Raw genomic sequence first — 19,402 nt, forward strand, 5'->3', positions numbered from 1 at the left:
CCGCTCTCAGGAAAGGATTGGCAATGGTAAGTCTGACGGAAGCACGCGAAGCCCCTGCGCGCCAGCTGTGGAAGGAAATCGATTCCATTCACGCCGGAATGCTCGGTATCGAGGGCTCAAGCATGCATATGCAGCCGATGGCACCGCATGCCGACCCCAGGACCAATACGGTCTGGTTCTTCACCCGCAACGACACCGATCTCGTCAAGGCCATCCGCCCCGGCACCCGGGCGCATTTCTGCGTCGTCGGCAAGGATCACGATTATCATGCCTGCCTGGCCGGCGTCATCGAGGTTCGCAAGGACCAGTCCAAGATCGACGAATACTGGAGCGCCGTCACGGCCGCCTGGTACGAACACGGCAAGGACGATCCGCATCTGACGCTTCTGGCCCTGCATGTGGATGATGCCGAAATCTGGGCATCGACGGACAGCAGCCTGAAATTCGGCTGGGAAATCGCCAAGGCGAATCTGAACGAGGAAAAGATGCCGGATGTCGGCATCAAGCAGCACCTCACCTTTGCCTGATACCGGCTTTCAAGGGCCAGATGCCGTCGCCGTCAGCGCCCATTGATGGACTGACTGCGACCCGGCAACGATCGCCCGCGTCCCTCGGCCGGCACCCCTTCGGCCGAACCCGTGGGCCGGCACGGCCGGACGCGATGCGATCACAGACCCGGCGGAACCACGATCCGCGGCTTGCGCGGCAGGCTGCGGATCGAGACCGTCATGGCATCCTCGCGCCCGTAGACCACGTCGAACCGGCTGTCGAACATGGCGATGAAGCGGTCGAGCGGCGCGCCGCCGCGATGCATGGGCAGGATGAGCGCCGAGCGCAACCGCTGCACGACGCGGCTCATGCTGTCGGCCCCCATGGTCAGCCCCCCGTCCGTTGGCACCATCAGCACGTCCAGCCGGCCGATCTCGGTATAATGATCATCCGTCAGTTCGTGATGCAGATGGCCCAGATGGCCGATGCACAGGCCGGCAATCTCGAAGATGAAGATCGAATTGCCATTCTCCTCGAAACCGCCATAGGACCGGATATCGGTGGTGACATTGCGGATATAGGCGTCCTTGACCATGAGGTTATGCGCGGCCTTCTGCCCCGGCGTATCGCTCCAGCCGGGAAGGACATGCGCGATCCCGGCATCGGGACTGAGGGTGAAATGGGTTGAATGCGCCTTGTTCATGGTCACCACGTCGGGCGACAGCGGCGGCCGATGGACGCCGGAATAATCCGTGGCAATCACCACACCCTCCGGCGATTCGATCTGGTAGGTCGAATGCCCGACAAAGGTGATGACCACATCCTCCTTCATCTGGCTCTGCACCGGTTGCACCGGCCTGAGGCTGGCAAAGGTGACGTGCGGAATGGCCTCGGCAATGGCCTGACATTGGCTGACCGGCATCTGAGCCGATTGCGCCCATGCAGACCCGGCCGACCAGAGCGCTGAAACCACAGCAAATGCGACAATCCGCAGCATCATGCCACTCCCTTGCCTCTCGTGCGACAAAGGATGGGGCAGCAGGACAGGCGCGTCCAGCGGCAAGTCCGGAAGAACCTCTCACATTCTTGTCATTGCAACGGGCTAGACGCCCGCCTCTTGTCATTGCAACGGGCTAGACGCCCGTCGGGCGTCTTGTCGAAAGGCGGGCTCTAGCGGGCCTCGCCCTCCGCCGGCGCGCGGGGATCCAGCATCAGGCTTTCGGGCGTGGCGAGCGGCGCCGTGGCCGTCGGTGCCGTCGTGTAGTTATCCTTGTCGGCGGTCGGAACGGCGGGGCGCACGCGGCTGCGCAGGATGGCGTGCACGACGACGCACAGATGGGCGACGGCGGTGACGGCAAACAGCGCATACGGACCGAAATAGGTCATGACCGGCCCGCCCAGCGTGGGGCCGATGATTGTTCCAATGCCGAACAGCAGCAGGAGGCCGCCCGATACCTTGACGAAGTCCTCCGGCGCCGCGAAGTCGTTGGCATGCGCGACGGCGATCGGATAGAGCGCATTGGCCGTCGCTCCATAGATGGCGACGAGCGTGATGATCACATAGACGTTCAAGGGCTGAAGCACGACCAGGAGCACGGCCGCCAGCGCCGACAAAGCCGAAAGCGTCGCCAGCACATAGCGCCGGTCCATCCGGTCGGAGAGCCGGCCGGCCGGAAACTGCATGATGGCACCGGCAAAGATGGTGATCGACACCATCACGGCGATCGTCGCCTGATGCATGCCGGCCTGCGCCGCGAAGACGGCGACCAGCGTGCCATAGGCGCCATTGGCGGTGCCGATCATCAGGATGCCGATGAAGGAGACGGGCGAATTGCGGTAGAGCCCGGCGAGATCGAGACTGACCCGCTTCAGCGGTTGTGGGGACGCCGCCGTGGAGAGCGTCGTCGGCAGGATGGAGACGCAATACAGAATGCCGCAGATCATGAACAGGATCGGCGTCGAGACATCGATGACGCCGACCAGCAACTGGCCGCCGACGACGCCGAGGAGCGTGATCGAGATATAGAAGGAAAAGATCGCGCCGCGGCTCTCATTGGTCGCGCGCTCGTTCAGCCAGCTTTCGATGATCATCGACGTGCCGGCGGTGCAGAAGCCGGTCACCGCCCGCAGCACCAGCCAGGCCCCATCATGCACGACGATGCCGGTCAATAGCACGTTGAGGCAGATGACGGCGCCGAAGCCGGAAAAGGCGCGGACATGGCCGATCCGGCGAACCAGCACCGGCGCGGCGAAGCAGCCGACCACGAAACCGGTTGCCCAGGTGGTGCCCAGAAGGCCCAGGACCTCGTTCGAATAGCCTTCCAGCGTTCCGCGCACCGGCAGGAGCAGACCCTGCAGACCATTGCCGAGAAAGAGAAACAGCGTGCCGAGGAGAAGACTGAGAACGGGCAGGATATTGCGAGGCATGAGTAAGACCGTTTGCGCTCCGGGCGAGGCGTCCCGGGGAGACAGGAGTGAAAGAGGTGAATCGCGCTGTGCCGAACAGACGGCCAAGACGATATGCAGCCCAAGGACAAGCCGGCCCTGCCTTTGTCGCCATCATGCGACAGGCAAGATTGATGGTTTCGAATCTCATCCCTGACGGGTATCTGTGGTGACCTCAAAAAATGTCCAGCCTGTGGCTGAGCGGCGCAAGCGACAGGAAAATCATGACAAAACTCATCGGCCTTCTGCTTCTCCTGGCGATGATCGTGCAGATCATCAAACCGCTCGGCTGGCCGGGCCTGCGCCGCCGCGCCGACTTCTGGAAGCTCGCCCTCCTGGCCCTCGTGCTCTGGGCCGTCACGCTCCTGGCGCGCGATTTTCTCTGACGAGCAGCGGATAGTGAACAGGCAATAGGCAATAGGCAGTAGGCAGTAGGCAGTAGGCAGTAGGCAGTAGCGAGTAGTGAACAGGCAGTAGGCAATAGGCAATAGGCAATGGGCAATGGGCAGTAGCGAACAGGCAACAGGCAATAGCCGGTAGCCACAGCGAGTATGAAAGAGGCGGTCGCTCTTCAACTATTCGCTATTCCCTACTCACTATTCGCTCATCTCTATTGCCTACTGCCTACTGCCTACTGCCTACTGCCTACTGCCTACTGCCTACTGCCTACTGCCTATTGCCTATTGCCTAATGCCTATTGCCTACTGCCTACTGCCTACCGCCTTTCGCGGTCTTACGTCTTGTTGACGCTGGCGTCGTAGATCTGGTCGATCGTCTGGGCGATGCTCGCGTTGAACTCGGCATCGCTCATCGACACGCGCAGGCCCTCGGTGAGGCCACGCGAAAAGCTGGCGATCATGCCGTGATTGCGCTTCAGCTTCTCGCAGGCTTCGGCGGTGCTATAGCCGCCGGACAGCGCCACGAGGCGTACGACGGATGAATGGGCCACCAGCGGCGCATAGACATCGGCCACCGTCGGTATGGTCAGCTTGAGCATGACGGTCTCGCCCGCGGGAAGCTTGTCCAGCCGGTTGGCGATCTCGTCGCGCAGAATTGCCTCGGCCTGCTCTTTGGTCGGGCTCTTGATCGAGACTTCCGGCTCGATGATCGGCATCAGGCCCTGGCCGATGATCTGCCGCGCCACCTCGAACTGCTGCTCGACGACCGCTGCAATCCCTGCCCTGTCGGCCTGCGCGATCACGGAGCGCATCTTGGTTCCGAAGATCCCCTTCTCGCGGCCGCGGATCAGAAGCGCATCCAGATCCGGCATGGCCTTCATGGTCTGCACGCCGTTCTCTTCGGCATTCAGGCCCTTGTCGACCTTGAGGAACGGCACGACGCCGCGCTTTTCCCAGAGGAAGGCCGGGACGGCCTGGCCATCCACATCGCCATCCATCGTGCGCTCGAACAGGATCGCGCCGATGACCTTGTCGCCGGTGAAGGCGGGCGCCTTCATGATGCGCACCCGCATGGCATGCATCTGGCGGAACATATCCTCCTCATCCGTATAATCGGATTCGGAAACCCCATACAGCCGCAGCGCACCAGGTGTTGAACCACCGCTCTGATCCAGCGCCGCAATGAACCCCGGCGCAGACCTCATCTTGTCCAACATCTTGGCGTCCCCCATGCTTACACTCCTGTCCGTGAAATTGGCGCTCCCGCCATGATATGCGGCGATTATCAACGGCGGATAACAGAAGTTTTTTTAAAGGGAAATCCTACACTTAGGGCTTGAAACGATTGAATTTTTTTCAATCGTTTAAAATATCGAAAAAGAGTTTAGGGCGATTTACGCGAGAGCGCAGCGGTCTATATAGCTGCGCTCCGATTTTTTCCGAGACCGCCCACTGTGGGGGCGATCAGCCGACTTTCGAGAGCACGGCGACACCCGGCAATTCCTTGCCTTCCATCCATTCGAGGAAAGCCCCGCCGGCGGTGGATACGTAGGAGAAATCATCGGCCACGCCGGCGTGGTTGAGCGCTGCGACCGTATCGCCGCCGCCGGCGACGGAAACGAGCTGGCCGGCTTTCGTGCGTTCGGCGGCATGTTTTGCGGCCGCCACGGTGGCGGCATCGAAGGGTTCGATCTCGAAGGCGCCGAGCGGCCCGTTCCACACCAGCGTATGGGCGCGGCTGATCCAGTCATTGATGGCGTCGATGGATTTCGGCCCGACATCGAGCACCATGGCATCGGCAGGGATCGCCCCGATATCGACCACCTCATTGGCGGCGCCCGCCTTGAACTCGCGGGCAACAACGCCGTCCACCGGCAGGATGATGGCGCATTGGGCGCTGGCTGCCTCGATCATGATCTGCTTGGCCGTTTCGGCAAGATCATGCTCGCAGAGCGACTTGCCGACATTGGTGCCGCGGGCGGCGATGAATGTATTGGCCATGCCGCCGCCGATGACCAGCGCATCGACCTTCTTGACCAGGTTCATCAAGAGATCGATCTTGGTGGACACCTTCGCCCCGCCGACAATGGCCACGACCGGGCGGGCAGGCTTGCCGAGACCCTTTTCCAGCGCTTCCAGTTCCGCCTGCATGGTGCGGCCGGCATAGGCCGGCAGATGATGGGCAAGACCTTCCGTCGAGGCATGGGCACGGTGGGCGGCGGAAAAGGCGTCATTGACATAGAGGTCGCCATTGGCCGCCAGCGCCTGCGTGAAGTCGGCATCGTTCTTTTCTTCGCCGGCATGGAAGCGGGTATTTTCCAGGAGCAGGATATCGCCATTCTGCATCTGCGCGATTTCGGCAGCCGCCGTCTCGCCGATGCAGTCGCCGGCAAAGAGCACGGCGTGATCGAGCACCTCTTCCACCGCCGGCGCGATCAGCTTCAGGGACATGTCGGCCACCGGCTTGCCCTTCGGCCGGCCGAAATGCGCCAGCAGGATCACCTTGGCGCCCTTGCCGGACAGCTCCATGATGGTCGGCGCCACGCGCTCGATGCGCGTGGTATCCGTCACCGCCCCGTCCGAGACGGGCACGTTCAGGTCGACGCGGACGAGAACGCGCTTGCCTGCAATATCGTGAAGGTCATCGAGGGTTTTGAAGGCCGGCATGATCGTGATCCGTTCTGTCGTTGACGTCTTGAATTCCGTTGCGGACCATACTCAACCTGACCGCCGGCGCAAGGCGGTCAGACGGGTTTTTCAGGATCGGAAGCCTCTGCCGGTGCCTCCGCCGGTGCCTGGGTCGGGGACTGGGTCGGGGCCTGAGCCGGGGCCTGTGCGGCACTTGCCGAGCGGCCGCGCCAGCGGCGCAAGGTATCGCGCAGGCGGTGGGCGATTTCGCGCATATTGATGAAGATCGGCAGGCGCGTCGCCGGCTCCACCGGCTCGAGCGATATGCCCACGGATTTGACGTGATCGTGTTCGTCGAGTTCGCGCACGATGAGGATGATCGAGCCGAGCCGGACGCGATCGGCATATTCGGCCCGTCCGCCGAGGCGATGCGTCATCAGGTCGCCTATACTCATCGCCTGCTCGGCAACAGACAAGAGGCCGGGGCCGTAGGCGGCATCCAGCTCGCGGGCGGGCCGCGCCGGAGAAATGGCGAAGGCGCCGAAGAAATCCGCATCATCCTCGTCCACAGGCGCCCGGCTGGCGAAAAGGCGGTCGAGAAGGCGGGAATAGCCCGGCGCAATGAAGAGATAGACCTGGTCATTCTCCCGCAGCCGCCCCGCATATTGATAGCGCATGCTGCGGCCATCGCGGATGACCAGAGAAGGCGCTGCCCAGCGGGGAATGCGCTCGCCGCGCAGGACCGGGCTGTCCTTGATGACGCGGTAGGAGATCAGCTCGTGATTGGCGCGGCCCGGCAGATCCAGCTCCACCTTGTCGACCTCGCCGATCCGCGGCGGAATGATGAGGCCGAGCCGCTCTGCCACCGGCTTGATCGTCCAGCCCTGGACGAGCAGCGAAACGAGGACGATGATGAAGGCACTGTTGAAATAGACATGCGACTGATCGATCCCGCCCAGGATCGGCATGATGCCGAGCAGCACCGAGACGGCGCCGCGAAGGCCAACCCAGGCGACGAAGCCGATCTCCTGCTGCGTGAAATCGAAAGGCAGGAGGCTGAGCCAGACGGCGATGGGGCGGGCGACGAAGATCAGGAAAAGCGCAAGCCCGATGGCCGGCAGGAGGATGGACGGGAATTCGGACGGCGTCGCGAGAAGCCCGAGCACCAGGAACATGATGATCTGCGACAGCCAGGTCATGCCGTCCTGGAAGCGGCTGATCGCCTCCTTGGCGAAAATCTTGCGGTTGCCCGCATAAATGCCGGCGACATAGACTGCCAGGAAGCCGCTCCCGCCGACGGCCCCGGTGAAGGAGAAGACGAGAAGCGCCAGCGCCAGCACGAAGATCGGCGCCAGGCCGCGATCGACGGGCAGGCGGTTCAGCACATTGACGATCATGATGCCGCCGAGCAGGCCCAGCAGGCCGCCAAGCCCCATCTGCTTGACGAACATGGCCAGCAGCTCGAGGTTGAAGCCGCTGGTGCCCTGCCCGGAGCTGATCAGCTCCACCAGCGCGATGGTCAGGAAAACGGCCATCGGATCATTGGTGCCGGATTCCACTTCCAGCGTCGAGCGGACCTTGTCGCGAATATGAATGCCGCCGATGCGCAGCAGGAAGAAGACGGCCGCCGCATCGGTGGAGGCGACGATCGATCCGAGCAGCATGCCTTCGAGCCAGCTCATGCCGAGCAGCAGCGATGCGGCAACCGCGAAAATGGCCGCCGTCAGCACCACGCCGAGCGATGCCATGGTGATGGCCGGCAGAGCGGCGATCCGGAACGAATGGAGCGAGGTGCCGAAGCCCGAATCGAACAGGATGACGGCAAGCGCCAGCGATCCCAGCATATAGGCGAGCGGAAAATTGCTGAAGGCGATGCCGATCCCGTCCACCCCCGCCAGAAGCCCGATCATCAGGAAGACGAGAAGCAGGGGTGCGCCGAAGCGGAAGGCGAGCAGGCTGGAGAAGGCAGAGACCAGGACCAGGATCGTGCAGACCAACACGATGAGATAAAACGCGTCCAAGCTCCGGCCCTTTCCAATCTATATATGGCCGGAAACCCTCCGGCCTGGTCGTCTCGTTCCGCCGCCCGTGCCCGTCATCTGCGCCCGGCGTCTAGGCCCAGCGTCTAGGCCGAACGTTTAGGCCGAACGTCTAGTCCGAACGTCTAGTCCGAACGTCTCGGCCCATCATCGGCGCCGGGCCCTGCCGGTGTTGGCCATAAGGCCGACAGAGGGCCCTTGCCTGCCGCCGGAAGTCCTCTTCCAAGGCCCCGCACGGGAGGAGAAACGGGGATAGTGCCAAGCAGAGACGGGACCGGGAGGCGGGAATCAGGTGGTGCGCCTATTAGACCTGTTTGAATCCGGCAAGAGAAGGGCAAGCGGCCAAGCTTTGCGAAGAAGATCCGCCCGGACCGGATTTTATCCGGCAAAAATGCGTTGAGGCGCCGAGGCGGCGCGAAGCGCCGCGGCGAAAGAGCCAGGAGAGAGCGGGGAGAGCGGGGAGAGAGCGAAAACAGCAAAAGACGCGGCGGCCTTGTTGAACGCAAAAGGCGGCCGGATGATCCGACCGCCCCTCTGCACTGATCGACGCCGGGAGGCGTCGCCGAATACGCGTCAGATCGTCTTGGCGAAAGCGACCGCGGTGTCGGACATCCGGTTGGAGAAGCCCCATTCATTGTCGTACCAGGTCAGGATGCGCACGAAATTGCCTTCCAGCACCTTGGTCTGGTCGAGCGCGAAGATCGACGAATGGCTGTCATGGTTGAAGTCGCGGCTGACGAGCGGCTCGTCGGTATAGCCGAGAATGCCCTTCAGCGCGCCGTTCGAGGCGGACATGATGGCTTCGTTCACTTCTTCCTTCGACGTGGTCTTCTTGGCCACGAACTTGAAGTCGACAACCGAGACATTCGGGGTCGGCACGCGGATCGAGGTCCCGTCCAGTTTGCCCTTCAGTTCGGGCAGAACCAGGCCGACGGCCTTGGCGGCACCGGTGGAGGTCGGGATCATCGAGAGCGCCGCAGCACGGGCGCGATAGAGATCCTTGTGCATGGTGTCGAGGGTCGGCTGGTCGCCGGTATAGGAGTGGATCGTGGTCATGAAGCCATGATCGATGCCGATCGAGTCGTTCAGCACCTTCACCACCGGCACGAGGCAGTTGGTGGTGCAGGAGGCGTTGGAGATGACCAGGTGATCCTTCGTCAGCTTGTCATGGTTGACGCCGAAGACGACGGTCAGGTCGGCGCCATCGGCCGGAGCCGATACGATGACGCGCTTGGCACCGGCTGTCAGATGGGCGGCTGCCTTGTCGCGCGCCGTGAAGATGCCCGTGCACTCCATGGCAATATCGACGCCGAGTTCGCCATGCGGAAGCGTGGCAGGATCCTTGATGGCGGTGACCTTGATGGGCTTGCCGCCACCCACGACGATCGTGTCGCCCTCAACCTTCACATCGGCCGGGAATTTGCCGTGGATCGAATCGTAGCGCAGCAGATGCGCATTGGTTTCGACGGGACCCAGATCGTTGATCGCGACCACTTCGATATCGGTGCGGCCGGACTCCACGATGGCGCGCAGGACGTTGCGGCCGATGCGGCCGAAGCCGTTGATGGCAACCTTGACTGTCATTTTAAACTACTCCCTTGATATGGGCTCTTTTGACGTGGGTTCTTCTGAAGTTCTTGGCTTCGTCGGAGACATGGGCACTAGGTGGAGCGCCGGCCCGCGGCGCCCCCAGACCGGATCAGAGCTTGGCCTGCGCCGCAGCGACCACGGCTTCGGCAGTGATTCCGAAATGCTTGTACAAGTCCTTGGCCGGGCCGGAGGCGCCGAAGGACTTCATGCCGACAAAGGCGCCATCGCTGCCGATGAAGGCATCCCAGCCCTCGCGGACGGCCGCTTCGACGGCGATCTTGACCGGCGAGGATCCGAGGATCGCCTCGCGGTAATCCTCCGTCTGCTCGAAGAAGAGTTCGACGCAAGGCACCGATACGACGCGAGTGGCGATTCCCTTGCCTTCCAGCATTTCGGCAGCCTTGACCGCGATTTCGACTTCCGACCCGGAGGCGAAGATCGAGACCTTCGCATCGCTGGACGAGATCAGCTCGTAGGCACCGTAGGCGCTGAGGTTCTTTTCCTCATATTCCTTGCGCACCGGCGTCAGGTTCTGGCGCGTCAGCGCCAGGCCGGACGGGCGATGCTTGGATTTCAGCGCCAGCTGCCAGCACTCGGCCGTTTCCACTTCATCGGCCGGGCGGAAGAGCAGCAGGTTCGGAATGGCCCGCAATGCCGCCACATGCTCGACAGGCTGGTGGGTCGGCCCGTCTTCGCCGACGCCGATCGAATCATGCGTCCAGACATGCACGACGCGGATGCCCATGAGGGCCGCGAGGCGGACCGAGGGGCGGCAATAATCGGAAAAGATCAGGAAGCCGCCGGAATAGGGAATAAGGCCGCCATGCAAAGCAATGCCGTTCATCGCCGCAGCCGTGGCATGTTCGCGGATGCCCCAATGCATGTAGCGGCCGGAAAAGTCGGTCGGCGTGATCGCCTTCATCTGGCTGGTCTTGGTATTGTTGGACGGCGTCAGGTCGGCCGAGCCGCCAAGGGTCTCCGGCAGAAGACCGTTGACGACCTCCAGCACGTCCTCGGACGCCTTGCGGGTGGCGACCGTCGGCGGATTGGCGGCAATCTTGCGCTTGAAGGCGTCGATCGCGCTGTCGAAGCCGCCCGGCAGGTCGCCGGCAAACCGCCGCACGAATTCGGCGCGGTGTTCCGAAGCGGACAGGCGCGCTTCCCATTCCTTGCGGGCCTTGGTGGAGCGCAGGCCGACGAGGCGCCAGGCATCCAGCACATCGGCCGGAACCGTGAAGGCTTCGGCGTCCCAGTTCAGCGCCTTGCGGGCGGCAGCGATTTCCTCTGCGCCGAGCGGCGAACCATGCACTTTATGGGTGCCCTGCTTGTTGGGCGCGCCGAAACCGATCACCGTCTTGGCGGCGATGAAGGTCGGGCGGTCGGAGCTCTGCGCCTGCTCGATCGCGGCAGCGATCGCGTCCGGGTCATGGCCGTCGATCTCGATCGTGTTCCAGTGGACCGACTTGAAGCGGGCGATCTGATCCGTCGAATCCGACAGGGAGACGGCGCCGTCGATGGTGATGCTGTTATTGTCCCAGAAGACCACGAGCTTGTTGAGCTTCAGGTGGCCGGCCAGCGCGATCGCTTCCTGGCTGATGCCCTCCATCAGGCAGCCATCGCCCACCAGCGCATAGGTGAAATGGTTCTGCAGATCGGCTCCGAATTCCTCGGAAAGCTTGCGTTCGGCAATCGCCATGCCGACGGCATTGGCAACCCCCTGCCCCAGCGGGCCGGTGGTGGTCTCGATGCCCGAGACATGGCCGTATTCCGGATGGCCGGCGGTCTTCGAACCCAGCTGGCGGAACTGCTTGATATCTTCGATCGTCATGTCCTCGTAGCCGGTCAGATAGAGCAGCGAATAGAGGAGCATCGAGCCATGGCCGGCGGAGAGCACAAAACGGTCGCGATCGGCCCAGAGCGGGTTCTTCGGATCGAATTTCAGATAGCGGCTGAAGAGAACCGTGGCGACATCGGCGGCGCCCATGGGCAGGCCAGGATGGCCGGAATTCGCCTTCTCGACAGCATCCATCGAGAGGAAACGGATCGCATTCGCCATCCGGTTATGTTTTTCGCGAGAGGTCATGGCTAGTCCGCTATGTTCGGTGTCAATCACGGCCTCCGGGCCTTAGCCGGAAGACCAGGTGAGGCGCGGCTGATCCTTAGCAGGTGCAACGGCCAAGTCAACAAAAGGCACCGCAAGCAGAGCCGCGACCACAGTCGCAATCGTGGTCGCAACCTTGGCAGGAACCTAGGCAGACCCGGGGCCCTGGCCAGACGAGGCTCCGGACCAGAGCCATGGCGAGGGGTCTGGACAAGGCCCGGTTGCGTCGCCGCCTGATCCAGTCGCCGAACGCGATCCACAGTTAGCGCGCCGGGCAGCAGCCTCACTTTATTGACCACCTGCAGTCCCCCGCATAGGGTGACCGGCAGACATGGCAGGCGGTGTTGCGCGATTCGCGACATGCCTGTCCGCAACCGAATACCAGCGGGATGCCGGTGGAAAAGACCATAGACGCAGCGATTCTGGAACTCAAGGCGGCCGTCAACGGCCTCGAAAGTGCTGTCGACGCCCGGATGGAGCGCCAGCGCGAAGCCAGCGATGTCGAGGGCGAGGTGCGCCGCGTTCACGCCGACAGGGCCCGCCTTGCCCAGGAACTCGACCAGTCGGAGTTCAGGGCCAACCGGCTGGAGGAAGTGAACCGGGAGGTTTCCCGGCGGCTGGTGACGGCGATGGAGACGATCCGCGCCGTGCTCGACCGATAATGCGTGGAAGGACAGGCTTGAGGCATGGCGCAGGTGACGGTGACGATCGACGGCAAGGCCTATCGCATGGCCTGCGAAGAGGGTCAGGAAACCCATCTGGAAGAGCTGGCGGGCAGCTTTGACCGCTATGTGGGGCACCTGAAGAGCCAGTTCGGCGAGATCGGCGATCTGCGCGTCACGGTCATGGCCGGCATCATGGTCATGGACGAGCTTTCCGAAACCAATCGCCGCCTTGCGGCGCTGGAGCGGGAGGTGGAGAGCCTGCGCGGCCTGCAGGACGGCGCCGCCGCTGCGCAGCAGAAAAATCAGGCCGCCATGGTCGATGCACTGGGCGAGCTGACCGCCCGTCTGACCGGGATCACCGCCAAGTTGAACGCCCGTTCGCAGACGCCCGCAAACTAGGCTCTGTTGTCATTCAGGGCTTAGAACTGGTTTGCGGGAACCGGCTTGGTTTCAGGAGCGAAGGCGCAGGAAGGGCCGCCCCCCTTCCAAGGCGTCCGGATGCCAAACAGGGCCATTTGCCGATAGATCCCGCGGCCGCATCCGGAACCTGATTGAGGTTTGACCCCAGCCCGGCGCGACCTGAACCCTTGCAGATCGTCACGGCTTGCGAAATGCATGTGCTTGCCTCTGGCGCAGGCGATGCGGATCACCTATATTCCGATTGCGGTCTGCGCTTCCCGACAGGAACCACAATCCCTGGGGCCATACTCGATCCAAAGGGAGCTGTCCCTGACCAGGCCCGTGGGCTTGGACATATGGCGCCCACCTACGTTTGTAGGCACCCAGGATCGTAAATCTCCATCGGTCGCCGTGGATCGCACCTCTTCTACCCTGAGACCTGCTCAGGCCTGGGCCGGGAAATCCCTGGCCTCTTCTCCTTTTGCCCCTCCCTCTCCTGGCCACTCGCTTCTGGCCACTCGCCGCTGGCCCGGTCCGACGGCTCTTTCCGGCCTGCACTCGTCAGGCTTGCCGGTGTTTCTCTTGACATCGCAGCGGCGCGACCCAATTTCCGGTCGGGGTCCGGGTTCAACATTCATGCCGTTTTCAAATACAAGATTTGCCCGCTCGTCGCTTCTCATGCTTCTCGTGGGGGCTGCCGTTCTGAGCGCTATCGTCGTCTCTTCCGTCATTCTGGCGCGCACGACGCAGAGCTATTTCGGCGAGGTGGTGCGGTTGCGCGAACTCCGCGCCGCGTCTTCGGACATGATGCTGTACCTGCGCGCCGCCGAATCCGGCCAGCGCGGCTATCTTCTGACGCGCGACCGGGCCTTTCTCGACCCCTATACCGCCGCCGCAGGAGGCATGCAGAAGCAGCGCGAGCGCCTGCAGGATGCCTATGCGCAACAGACGGCGGTGAGCTTTCCCATCGATCAGTTGAACACGCTTCTCGACAGCAAGCTTGCCGAACTGCGCGAGACCGTCGCCATGGCGGAACGCGGCGAATTCGCCCAGGCGGTCGCGATCGTCAGCGCCTCCAGCGGCCGCGAGATCATGGACGATATCAGCACGCTGCTGGTGACGATGATCCGCGACCTCGACGCAAGGCTGAATATTGGCGTCCAGGATCTGCGCGACACGGCCGGTGCGCTGCAATGGTTCACGATCGGCGGCGGCCTCGTCATCCTGATCGTCGTCGGCGGCGCGATCCTGATCGTCGCCCAGCATGTGAAGGCGCTGTTTGCCGCCCATCACGAGGTGGAGGAGCTGAATGCCAGCCTCGAAGAGCGGGTCAACGAGCGGACCGACGACCTGATCCAGGCCAATCGTGAGATCCAGCGCTATGCCTATATCGTCAGCCACGATCTGCGCGCGCCGCTGGTCAATATCATGGGCTTCACCAGCGAATTGGAGCAGACGCTGAAATCGATCAGCGCCTATGTGCTTGCCGATGACCGCAACCCCACCGAGGATCAGATCCGCGAGGCGCGTCTTGCCGTGGAGGAGGACCTGCCGGAGGCGATCTCCTTCATCCGCTCCTCGACCAAGAAGATGGATGGGCTGATCAACGCGATTTTGAAGATCTCCCGGGATGGCCGGCGGGAACTGAAGCCCGAGCGGATCGATCTTCAGAACCTGCTGGAAACGACCGCCGCCAGCATCAACCATCAGGTGAGCGAAGCCGGCGGCGAAGTGTCGATTTCCGTCGCCGCCGCCCGCTCGCTCGTCACCGACCGGTTTTCGCTGGAGCAGATCTTCGGCAACCTGTTCGACAATGCCGTCAAGTACAAGCATCCCGACCGCCCGCTGACGCTCTCGGTGCGCGCCCAGATGTCCGGGCGCAGGGCGCTGCGCATCGAGGTGGCCGATAATGGCCGCGGCATAGCGCCTGAGGATCACGAGCGGATCTTCGAGCTCTTCCGCCGGTCCGGCAAGCAGGACAGTCCCGGCGAAGGCATAGGACTTGCGCATGTTCGCTCATTAGCAAGAAATTTAGGAGGCGAGATTACCGTCACCTCCACCCTTGGCGGCGGCTCCACCTTCATCATTCGCCTGCCGATGGACCTTTCCCAGTATGTCAGGAGTAACGGGGCATGAAAGCAGCAGGTCGCGAAGTCACGATCGTGATGGTTGAGGATGATGAGGGCCATGCCCGGCTGATCGAAAAGAACGTCCGGCGCGCCGGCGTCAACAATGAGATCGTTCCCTTCACCAATGGCAATGATGCGCTGGACTACATTCTTGGCGCCGATCGCAGCGGCGACACGATCCAGAACCGCTACATGCTGATCCTGCTCGATCTCAACCTGCCGGACATGTCGGGCATCGACATTCTGGAAAAGGTGAAGTCCAACCCGCATTCCAAGCGCCTGCCGGTGGTCATCCTCACCACAACCGATGACGAGCGGGAAATCCAGCGCTGCTATGATCTCGGCGCCAATGTCTATATCACCAAGCCGGTGGATTACGACAGCTTCGCCAATGCCATCCGGCAGCTGGGACTGTTCTTCTCCGTCATGCAGATTCCCTGAGGGCCCATTTTGCCGATGCCGCAGACGATCCTCTATGTCGATGACGATGTTGCGCTGGGGCGTTTGGCCCAGCGGTCGCTCGGCCGCCTCGGCTATGTCGTGGAGCATGTGACGGATGGCGAGAGCTGTCTCCAGGCCCTCGACAAGGGCCGGTACGACGCGATCGTCCTCGATCATTATCTGAAGGCGGAGACGGGCCTCGACATCCTGCGGCAGTTCAGCGACCGCGACTGTCGCATCCCCACCATCTATGTGACCGGATCCTCCGAGGCGACGATTGCCGTCGATGCGCTGAAAAACGGCGCCTCCGACTATGTGATCAAGACGGTGGGCGAGGAATTCTGGTCGCTGATGGAAAACGCGCTGCGGCAGGCGATCGCCACGGCCGAACTGCGGCGCGAGAAGGAGCGGGCCGACCAGGAAATCCGGCTGGGCAAGGAACGCGCCGAGGTTTTGCTGGCGGAGGTCAACCACCGCGTCGCCAATAGTCTTGCCCTGGTGGCCGCCCTGATCCGCCTGCAGGTCACCAATAGCCGCGACGAATCCGTGCGCGAGGCGCTGTCCGAAACGCAGGCGCGCATCACCGCGATCGCCGGCATGCATCGCAGCCTCTACACGTCCGACGATGTGCGCCATGTCGAAATGGACAAATATCTCGAGACGCTGGTGCAGGAAGTGCAGCGCTCGGTGAACATGCAGGATCAGGGTCCGACGATCCGCCTCGAGGCGGAGTCCGTATCGCTGACCTCGGACCGTGCAGTCTCCGTCGGCATGATCGTCACCGAACTTCTGACCAATGCGATCAAATATGCCTATCCGCTCGGCCAGGAGGGCGAGGTGCGGGTGATCCTGCGCCGGCCCGATGCGCAGACGGCGATACTCCTGGTCGAAGACGACGGGATAGGCCTTGCCGGAGCGGATGCCGAGCCCAAGGGAACCGGCCTTGGCAGCCGCATCATCCGCTCCATGGCCGCCACCCTCGGCTCGACCATCGAATACACGCCGGGCTTACCCGGTACGCGGGCCGAATTGACGCTCTCGCTGGAGACATGACGCTGTCGCATGTTTCCCGAGGCTCCCGCTTCATTCCTCACGCGCTTTGCTGATAACCGGCGCCGAAAGACCGGCTCTTCCCCCGCCATGCGCGTGAGCGCGATTGCATTGCGCCGAGCGCACCGGTAGTATCGGCGCGAACGTCAGCCTCGCCTGCGGCCGCAAGACAATGCAGCCGCGACGGTTTCAAAGGCAGGATCGGCCGATGGTCGTGCAGGATCCGGGATTGCGGGCATGTCTTCTGCGCCCGCCCTTGACGGTAACCGATGAGCGCGTTTTGTTAACCGAAATTTTCATTGTCGTCTTTCTCACCCTTCTCAACGGCGTCCTGGCCATGTCCGAGCTGGCCGTCGTCTCCTCCCGCACCGTGCGCCTGAAAATCCTTGCCGATGAAGGCAATAGCGGCGCGGCACTGGCCATGCGCCTGGCCGAGGATCCGGGCCGCTTCCTCTCCACGGTACAGATCGGCATCACGCTTGTGGGCGTTCTCTCGGGCGCCTTCTCCGGCGCCACGCTCGGCGCCCGCCTCTCCTCCTGGCTGATGCAGCAGGGCCTGTCGGAAAGCCTCTCCGACGGGCTGGGCGTGGGCTCCGTCGTCGTCGCCATCACCTATCTCTCCCTCATCGTCGGCGAACTCGTGCCCAAGCAGATCGCGCTGCGCGCCCCGGAAGCGGTGGCCGCCAAGGTGGCGCCCGCCATGCTGCTTCTGTCCAAGCTCGCTTTGCCGCTGGTCTGGCTGCTGAATGCCTCGGGCAGTGCGGTTCTGGCCATGCTCGGCCAGAAGGGCGAGACCGAGGAGCGGATGACCGATCAGGAGATCCGCAATGTTCTGGCGGAGGCGCAAAGTGCCGGCGTCATCGAGACCGAAGAATCCGCCATGATTTCCGGCGTGATGCGGCTCGCCGACCGGACCGCCCGCGGCCTCATGACGCCGCGGCGCGACGTGGAGGTCATCGACCTGGAAGACGATGGCGCGGAGATCCGCGACCAGTTGCGGCAGACGCACCGGTCCCGCCTGCCGGTGCGCAATGGCGCGTCCGACGAAATCGTCGGCGTCCTCTTCGTCAAGGATGCCTATGAAGCCTTGAGCCGCGGCGAGGATCTGGACATTCGCAGTTTCATGCGCGAGGCGCCGGTGGTGTCCGATCTGACCGGCGCATTGGACGTGATCCAGGCGCTGCGCAAGTCGCCGGGCCAGATGGTGCTGGTCTATGACGAATACGGCCATTTCGAAGGCATCATCACCTCCGGCGATATCCTGGAGGCGATCACCGGCGTGTTCCAGGAGGACGAGGTGGAGGAGCCGCCGATCGTGCGCCGGGCCGATGGGTCCTTCCTGGTGGCGGGCTGGATGCCGGTCGACGAATTCGCCCACCAGATGGGGTTCAACATGAACCCCGACCCGGATTATGAAACCGTGGCCGGCTTCGTGCTGGACGAATTGAAGCACCTTCCGGAACTCGGCGAGCGCTTTACCTGGAACGGCTGGTCCTTCGAGGTGATCGATCTCGATGGCCGCAGGATCGACAAGCTTCTCGTCGAAAAGCTTGTCGAGCCTGCATGAGCGACGTGTTGCGCGACAAGGCGATCCTGCGCGGCGAAAGGCTGGCCGCGCGTGATCGCCTGCCGCCAGACGCGCGCATCGAACTCAGCCTGAAGCTGTGCGAGCACGGCGCCGCGACCCTCGCGCTCGAGCCCGGCACGGTCGTGTCCGGCTTCATGCCCATCCGCTCGGAAGCCGATATCCGCCCTCTGCTGGCCACGCTGAAAGCGCGCGGCGCGCGCCTGTGCCTGCCGGTGATCATCGACCGGCAGACCATCCTCTTTCGCGAGCTGGTGCAGGGCGCCCCCCTGGTTCCGATGGGCTTCGGCACCTTCGGTCCCGGTCCCGATGCGGCGGAACTCGACCCGGATCTGATGCTCGTTCCTCTTTCCGCCTTCGACGCGCAGGGCCACAGGATCGGCTATGGCGGCGGCTATTACGACCGCGCCATCGATCGCCTGCACAAAAAAGGGCTGTTTCCGCAGCTGATTGGCATTGCCTTTGATTGCCAGGAGGTGGCATCAGTTCCGATAGAAGCTCACGACGTCCGCCTGCAGGCCATCCTGACCGAAAGCGGGCTGAGACGGGTGGGCCTTTGATCGCAACGAACCTGATCGCACATTGTTACCGCGAACTCTTGATTGGACTGGCATGCGACTTCTCTTTCTCGGCGACATGGTAGGCAAGACGGGCCGGACGGCCGTCTGGGATCGCCTGCCGGGCCTGATCTCCGACCTCCGTCTGGATTTCGTCATCGTCAACGGCGAAAACGCTGCGGGCGGCTTTGGCATAACCGAAGATATCTTCCTTGAAACCGTGAATGCCGGCGCCGATGTGGTGACCACCGGCAATCACGTCTGGGACCAGAAGGATGCGGTGGCCTTTGCCGGCCGGCACGACCAGTTCCTGCGGCCCGCCAATTACCCGGCCGGAACGCCCGGCCGCGGCTCCGGCCTGTTTTACGCCCGCAACGGAGCGCGCATCCTGGTGGCCAATATCATGGGCCGCGTCTTCATGCATCCGGAGCTGGACGATCCCTTCAAGAGCGCCGAATCCATTCTGGACGCCTGTCCGCTGAAGGAACAGGCCGATGCGATCATCTTCGATTTCCATGCCGAGGCAACAAGCGAGAAGCAGTGCTTCGGCCATTTCGTCGACGGCCGTGCCAGTTTCGTCGTGGGTACCCATACCCATGTCCCGACGGCCGATCACCAGATCCTGAACGGCGGCACGGCCTATATGTCCGATGCGGGCATGTGCGGCGATTATGATAGCTCGCTGGGCATGGAAAAGGAGGAGCCGTTGAACCGCTTCATCTCGAAAATGCCGAAGGGCCGGTTCGAGGCCGCCTCCGGACCGGCGACCATCTGCGGCGTCGGCGTGGAGATCTCTGACTCGACCGGTCTCGCAGAAAAGATCGAGCCCTTGCGGATCGGCCCGAGACTGGCTGAAACCATTCCGTCTTTCTGGCGATGAAGGAGA

The 19,402-nt window shown here is 62.9% G+C and carries 17 protein-coding genes and 1 other RNA gene; 11 read left to right on the forward strand and 7 right to left on the reverse strand.

Features of this window, described 5'->3' with window-relative positions:
* Positions 1 to 23 precede the first annotated feature (23 nt).
* Complete coding sequence (locus tag QTJ18_RS17585) at positions 24 to 527, forward strand: pyridoxamine 5'-phosphate oxidase family protein (protein WP_252752727.1); 504 nt, start codon at positions 24 to 26, stop codon at positions 525 to 527.
* Positions 528 to 667: 140 nt separating this feature from the next.
* Here QTJ18_RS17585 and QTJ18_RS17590 read toward each other — a convergent pair whose 3' ends face one another.
* Positions 668 to 1,489: an MBL fold metallo-hydrolase gene (locus tag QTJ18_RS17590; RefSeq protein WP_252752726.1), complete on the reverse strand. Its 822-nt coding sequence runs from the start codon at positions 1,487 to 1,489 to the stop codon at positions 668 to 670.
* 170 nt (positions 1,490 to 1,659) lie between these two features.
* Positions 1,660 to 2,916, reverse strand: a complete 1,257-nt coding sequence (locus QTJ18_RS17595) for an MFS transporter (RefSeq protein ID WP_252752725.1) — start codon at positions 2,914 to 2,916, stop codon at positions 1,660 to 1,662.
* A 242-nt stretch (positions 2,917 to 3,158) separates the two neighbouring features.
* Here QTJ18_RS17595 and QTJ18_RS17600 point away from each other — a divergent pair, with 242 nt between their 5' ends.
* Positions 3,159 to 3,320: a hypothetical protein gene (locus QTJ18_RS17600; RefSeq protein ID WP_252752724.1), complete on the forward strand. Its 162-nt coding sequence runs from the start codon at positions 3,159 to 3,161 to the stop codon at positions 3,318 to 3,320.
* A 347-nt stretch (positions 3,321 to 3,667) separates the two neighbouring features.
* On the opposite strand, the gene QTJ18_RS17605 is transcribed toward QTJ18_RS17600, so the two are convergent.
* From QTJ18_RS17605 to tkt, 5 genes are all read right to left on the reverse strand, one after another.
* Complete coding sequence (locus tag QTJ18_RS17605) at positions 3,668 to 4,564, reverse strand: fructose bisphosphate aldolase (protein WP_252752723.1); 897 nt, start codon at positions 4,562 to 4,564, stop codon at positions 3,668 to 3,670.
* Positions 4,565 to 4,796: 232 nt separating this feature from the next.
* The gene (locus tag QTJ18_RS17610) at positions 4,797 to 5,999 is read right to left on the reverse strand and encodes a phosphoglycerate kinase (RefSeq protein WP_252752722.1); all 1,203 of its coding nucleotides are present in this window, start codon (positions 5,997 to 5,999) and stop codon (positions 4,797 to 4,799) included.
* A 77-nt stretch (positions 6,000 to 6,076) separates the two neighbouring features.
* A complete protein-coding gene (locus tag QTJ18_RS17615) occupies positions 6,077 to 7,981 on the reverse strand; it encodes a potassium/proton antiporter (RefSeq protein ID WP_252752721.1) in 1,905 nt (634 codons plus the stop codon).
* Positions 7,982 to 8,572: 591 nt separating this feature from the next.
* A complete protein-coding gene (gene gap, locus QTJ18_RS17620) occupies positions 8,573 to 9,583 on the reverse strand; it encodes a type I glyceraldehyde-3-phosphate dehydrogenase (protein WP_252752720.1) in 1,011 nt (336 codons plus the stop codon).
* 115 nt (positions 9,584 to 9,698) lie between these two features.
* Positions 9,699 to 11,672 carry a transketolase gene (tkt, locus tag QTJ18_RS17625; protein WP_252752719.1) on the reverse strand — a complete coding sequence of 658 codons (1,974 nt, stop codon included), beginning with the start codon at positions 11,670 to 11,672 and terminating at the stop codon, positions 9,699 to 9,701.
* Positions 11,673 to 12,079: 407 nt separating this feature from the next.
* Between tkt and QTJ18_RS17630 the strand changes: the two genes are divergently transcribed.
* From QTJ18_RS17630 to QTJ18_RS17670, 9 genes are all read left to right on the forward strand, one after another.
* Positions 12,080 to 12,352: a DUF4164 domain-containing protein gene (locus tag QTJ18_RS17630; protein ID WP_252752718.1), complete on the forward strand. Its 273-nt coding sequence runs from the start codon at positions 12,080 to 12,082 to the stop codon at positions 12,350 to 12,352.
* Between the two features lie 24 nt (positions 12,353 to 12,376).
* Complete coding sequence (locus tag QTJ18_RS17635) at positions 12,377 to 12,754, forward strand: cell division protein ZapA (RefSeq protein ID WP_252752717.1); 378 nt, start codon at positions 12,377 to 12,379, stop codon at positions 12,752 to 12,754.
* Positions 12,755 to 13,017: 263 nt separating this feature from the next.
* Positions 13,018 to 13,176: non-coding RNA, 6S RNA (gene ssrS / locus QTJ18_RS17640), on the forward strand.
* Between the two features lie 214 nt (positions 13,177 to 13,390).
* On the forward strand, positions 13,391 to 14,890 hold the full coding sequence (locus tag QTJ18_RS17645) for a sensor histidine kinase (RefSeq protein WP_252752716.1): 1,500 nt from the start codon (positions 13,391 to 13,393) through the stop codon (positions 14,888 to 14,890).
* The gene (locus QTJ18_RS17650) at positions 14,887 to 15,324 is read left to right on the forward strand and encodes a response regulator (protein ID WP_252752715.1); all 438 of its coding nucleotides are present in this window, start codon (positions 14,887 to 14,889) and stop codon (positions 15,322 to 15,324) included. The genes QTJ18_RS17645 and QTJ18_RS17650 overlap by 4 nt, the downstream gene beginning before the upstream one ends.
* Positions 15,325 to 15,339: 15 nt before the next feature.
* Entirely contained in the window at positions 15,340 to 16,377 is a 1,038-nt protein-coding gene (locus QTJ18_RS17655) for a histidine kinase dimerization/phosphoacceptor domain -containing protein (RefSeq protein WP_252752714.1), read from the forward strand.
* Positions 16,378 to 16,711: 334 nt separating this feature from the next.
* Complete coding sequence (locus tag QTJ18_RS17660; protein WP_252752907.1) at positions 16,712 to 17,941, forward strand: hemolysin family protein; 1,230 nt, start codon at positions 16,712 to 16,714, stop codon at positions 17,939 to 17,941.
* A complete protein-coding gene (locus QTJ18_RS17665) occupies positions 17,938 to 18,519 on the forward strand; it encodes a 5-formyltetrahydrofolate cyclo-ligase (protein WP_252752713.1) in 582 nt (193 codons plus the stop codon). Before QTJ18_RS17660 ends, QTJ18_RS17665 begins: the two co-directional genes overlap by 4 nt.
* A gap of 52 nt (positions 18,520 to 18,571) precedes the next feature.
* Entirely contained in the window at positions 18,572 to 19,396 is an 825-nt protein-coding gene (locus tag QTJ18_RS17670) for a TIGR00282 family metallophosphoesterase (protein ID WP_252752712.1), read from the forward strand.
* Positions 19,397 to 19,402 lie beyond the last annotated feature (6 nt).

Source organism: Rhizobium sp. SSA_523 (genome assembly GCF_030435705.1).
GTDB lineage: Bacteria > Pseudomonadota > Alphaproteobacteria > Rhizobiales > Rhizobiaceae > Neorhizobium.

Excerpts from the sequence above, each read along its gene's own strand:
- QTJ18_RS17665 (WP_252752713.1), top strand. The coding sequence starts at position 17,938 with ATGAGCGACGTGTTGCGCGACAAGGCGATCCTGCGCGGCGAAAGGCTG.
- tkt (WP_252752719.1), bottom strand. The coding sequence starts at position 11,672 with ATGACCTCTCGCGAAAAACATAACCGGATGGCGAATGCGATCCGTTTC.
- QTJ18_RS17595 (WP_252752725.1), bottom strand. The coding sequence starts at position 2,916 with ATGCCTCGCAATATCCTGCCCGTTCTCAGTCTTCTCCTCGGCACGCTG.
- QTJ18_RS17610 (WP_252752722.1), bottom strand. The coding sequence starts at position 5,999 with ATGCCGGCCTTCAAAACCCTCGATGACCTTCACGATATTGCAGGCAAG.
- QTJ18_RS17590 (WP_252752726.1), bottom strand. The coding sequence starts at position 1,489 with ATGATGCTGCGGATTGTCGCATTTGCTGTGGTTTCAGCGCTCTGGTCG.
- QTJ18_RS17655 (WP_252752714.1), top strand. The coding sequence starts at position 15,340 with ATGCCGCAGACGATCCTCTATGTCGATGACGATGTTGCGCTGGGGCGT.
- QTJ18_RS17630 (WP_252752718.1), top strand. The coding sequence starts at position 12,080 with ATGCCGGTGGAAAAGACCATAGACGCAGCGATTCTGGAACTCAAGGCG.
- QTJ18_RS17605 (WP_252752723.1), bottom strand. The coding sequence starts at position 4,564 with ATGGGGGACGCCAAGATGTTGGACAAGATGAGGTCTGCGCCGGGGTTC.
- QTJ18_RS17660 (WP_252752907.1), top strand. The coding sequence starts at position 16,712 with ATGTCCGAGCTGGCCGTCGTCTCCTCCCGCACCGTGCGCCTGAAAATC.
- QTJ18_RS17585 (WP_252752727.1), top strand. The coding sequence starts at position 24 with ATGGTAAGTCTGACGGAAGCACGCGAAGCCCCTGCGCGCCAGCTGTGG.
- QTJ18_RS17600 (WP_252752724.1), top strand. The coding sequence starts at position 3,159 with ATGACAAAACTCATCGGCCTTCTGCTTCTCCTGGCGATGATCGTGCAG.
- QTJ18_RS17650 (WP_252752715.1), top strand. The coding sequence starts at position 14,887 with ATGAAAGCAGCAGGTCGCGAAGTCACGATCGTGATGGTTGAGGATGAT.
- QTJ18_RS17645 (WP_252752716.1), top strand. The coding sequence starts at position 13,391 with ATGCCGTTTTCAAATACAAGATTTGCCCGCTCGTCGCTTCTCATGCTT.
- QTJ18_RS17635 (WP_252752717.1), top strand. The coding sequence starts at position 12,377 with ATGGCGCAGGTGACGGTGACGATCGACGGCAAGGCCTATCGCATGGCC.
- gap (WP_252752720.1), bottom strand. The coding sequence starts at position 9,583 with ATGACAGTCAAGGTTGCCATCAACGGCTTCGGCCGCATCGGCCGCAAC.
- QTJ18_RS17670 (WP_252752712.1), top strand. The coding sequence starts at position 18,572 with ATGCGACTTCTCTTTCTCGGCGACATGGTAGGCAAGACGGGCCGGACG.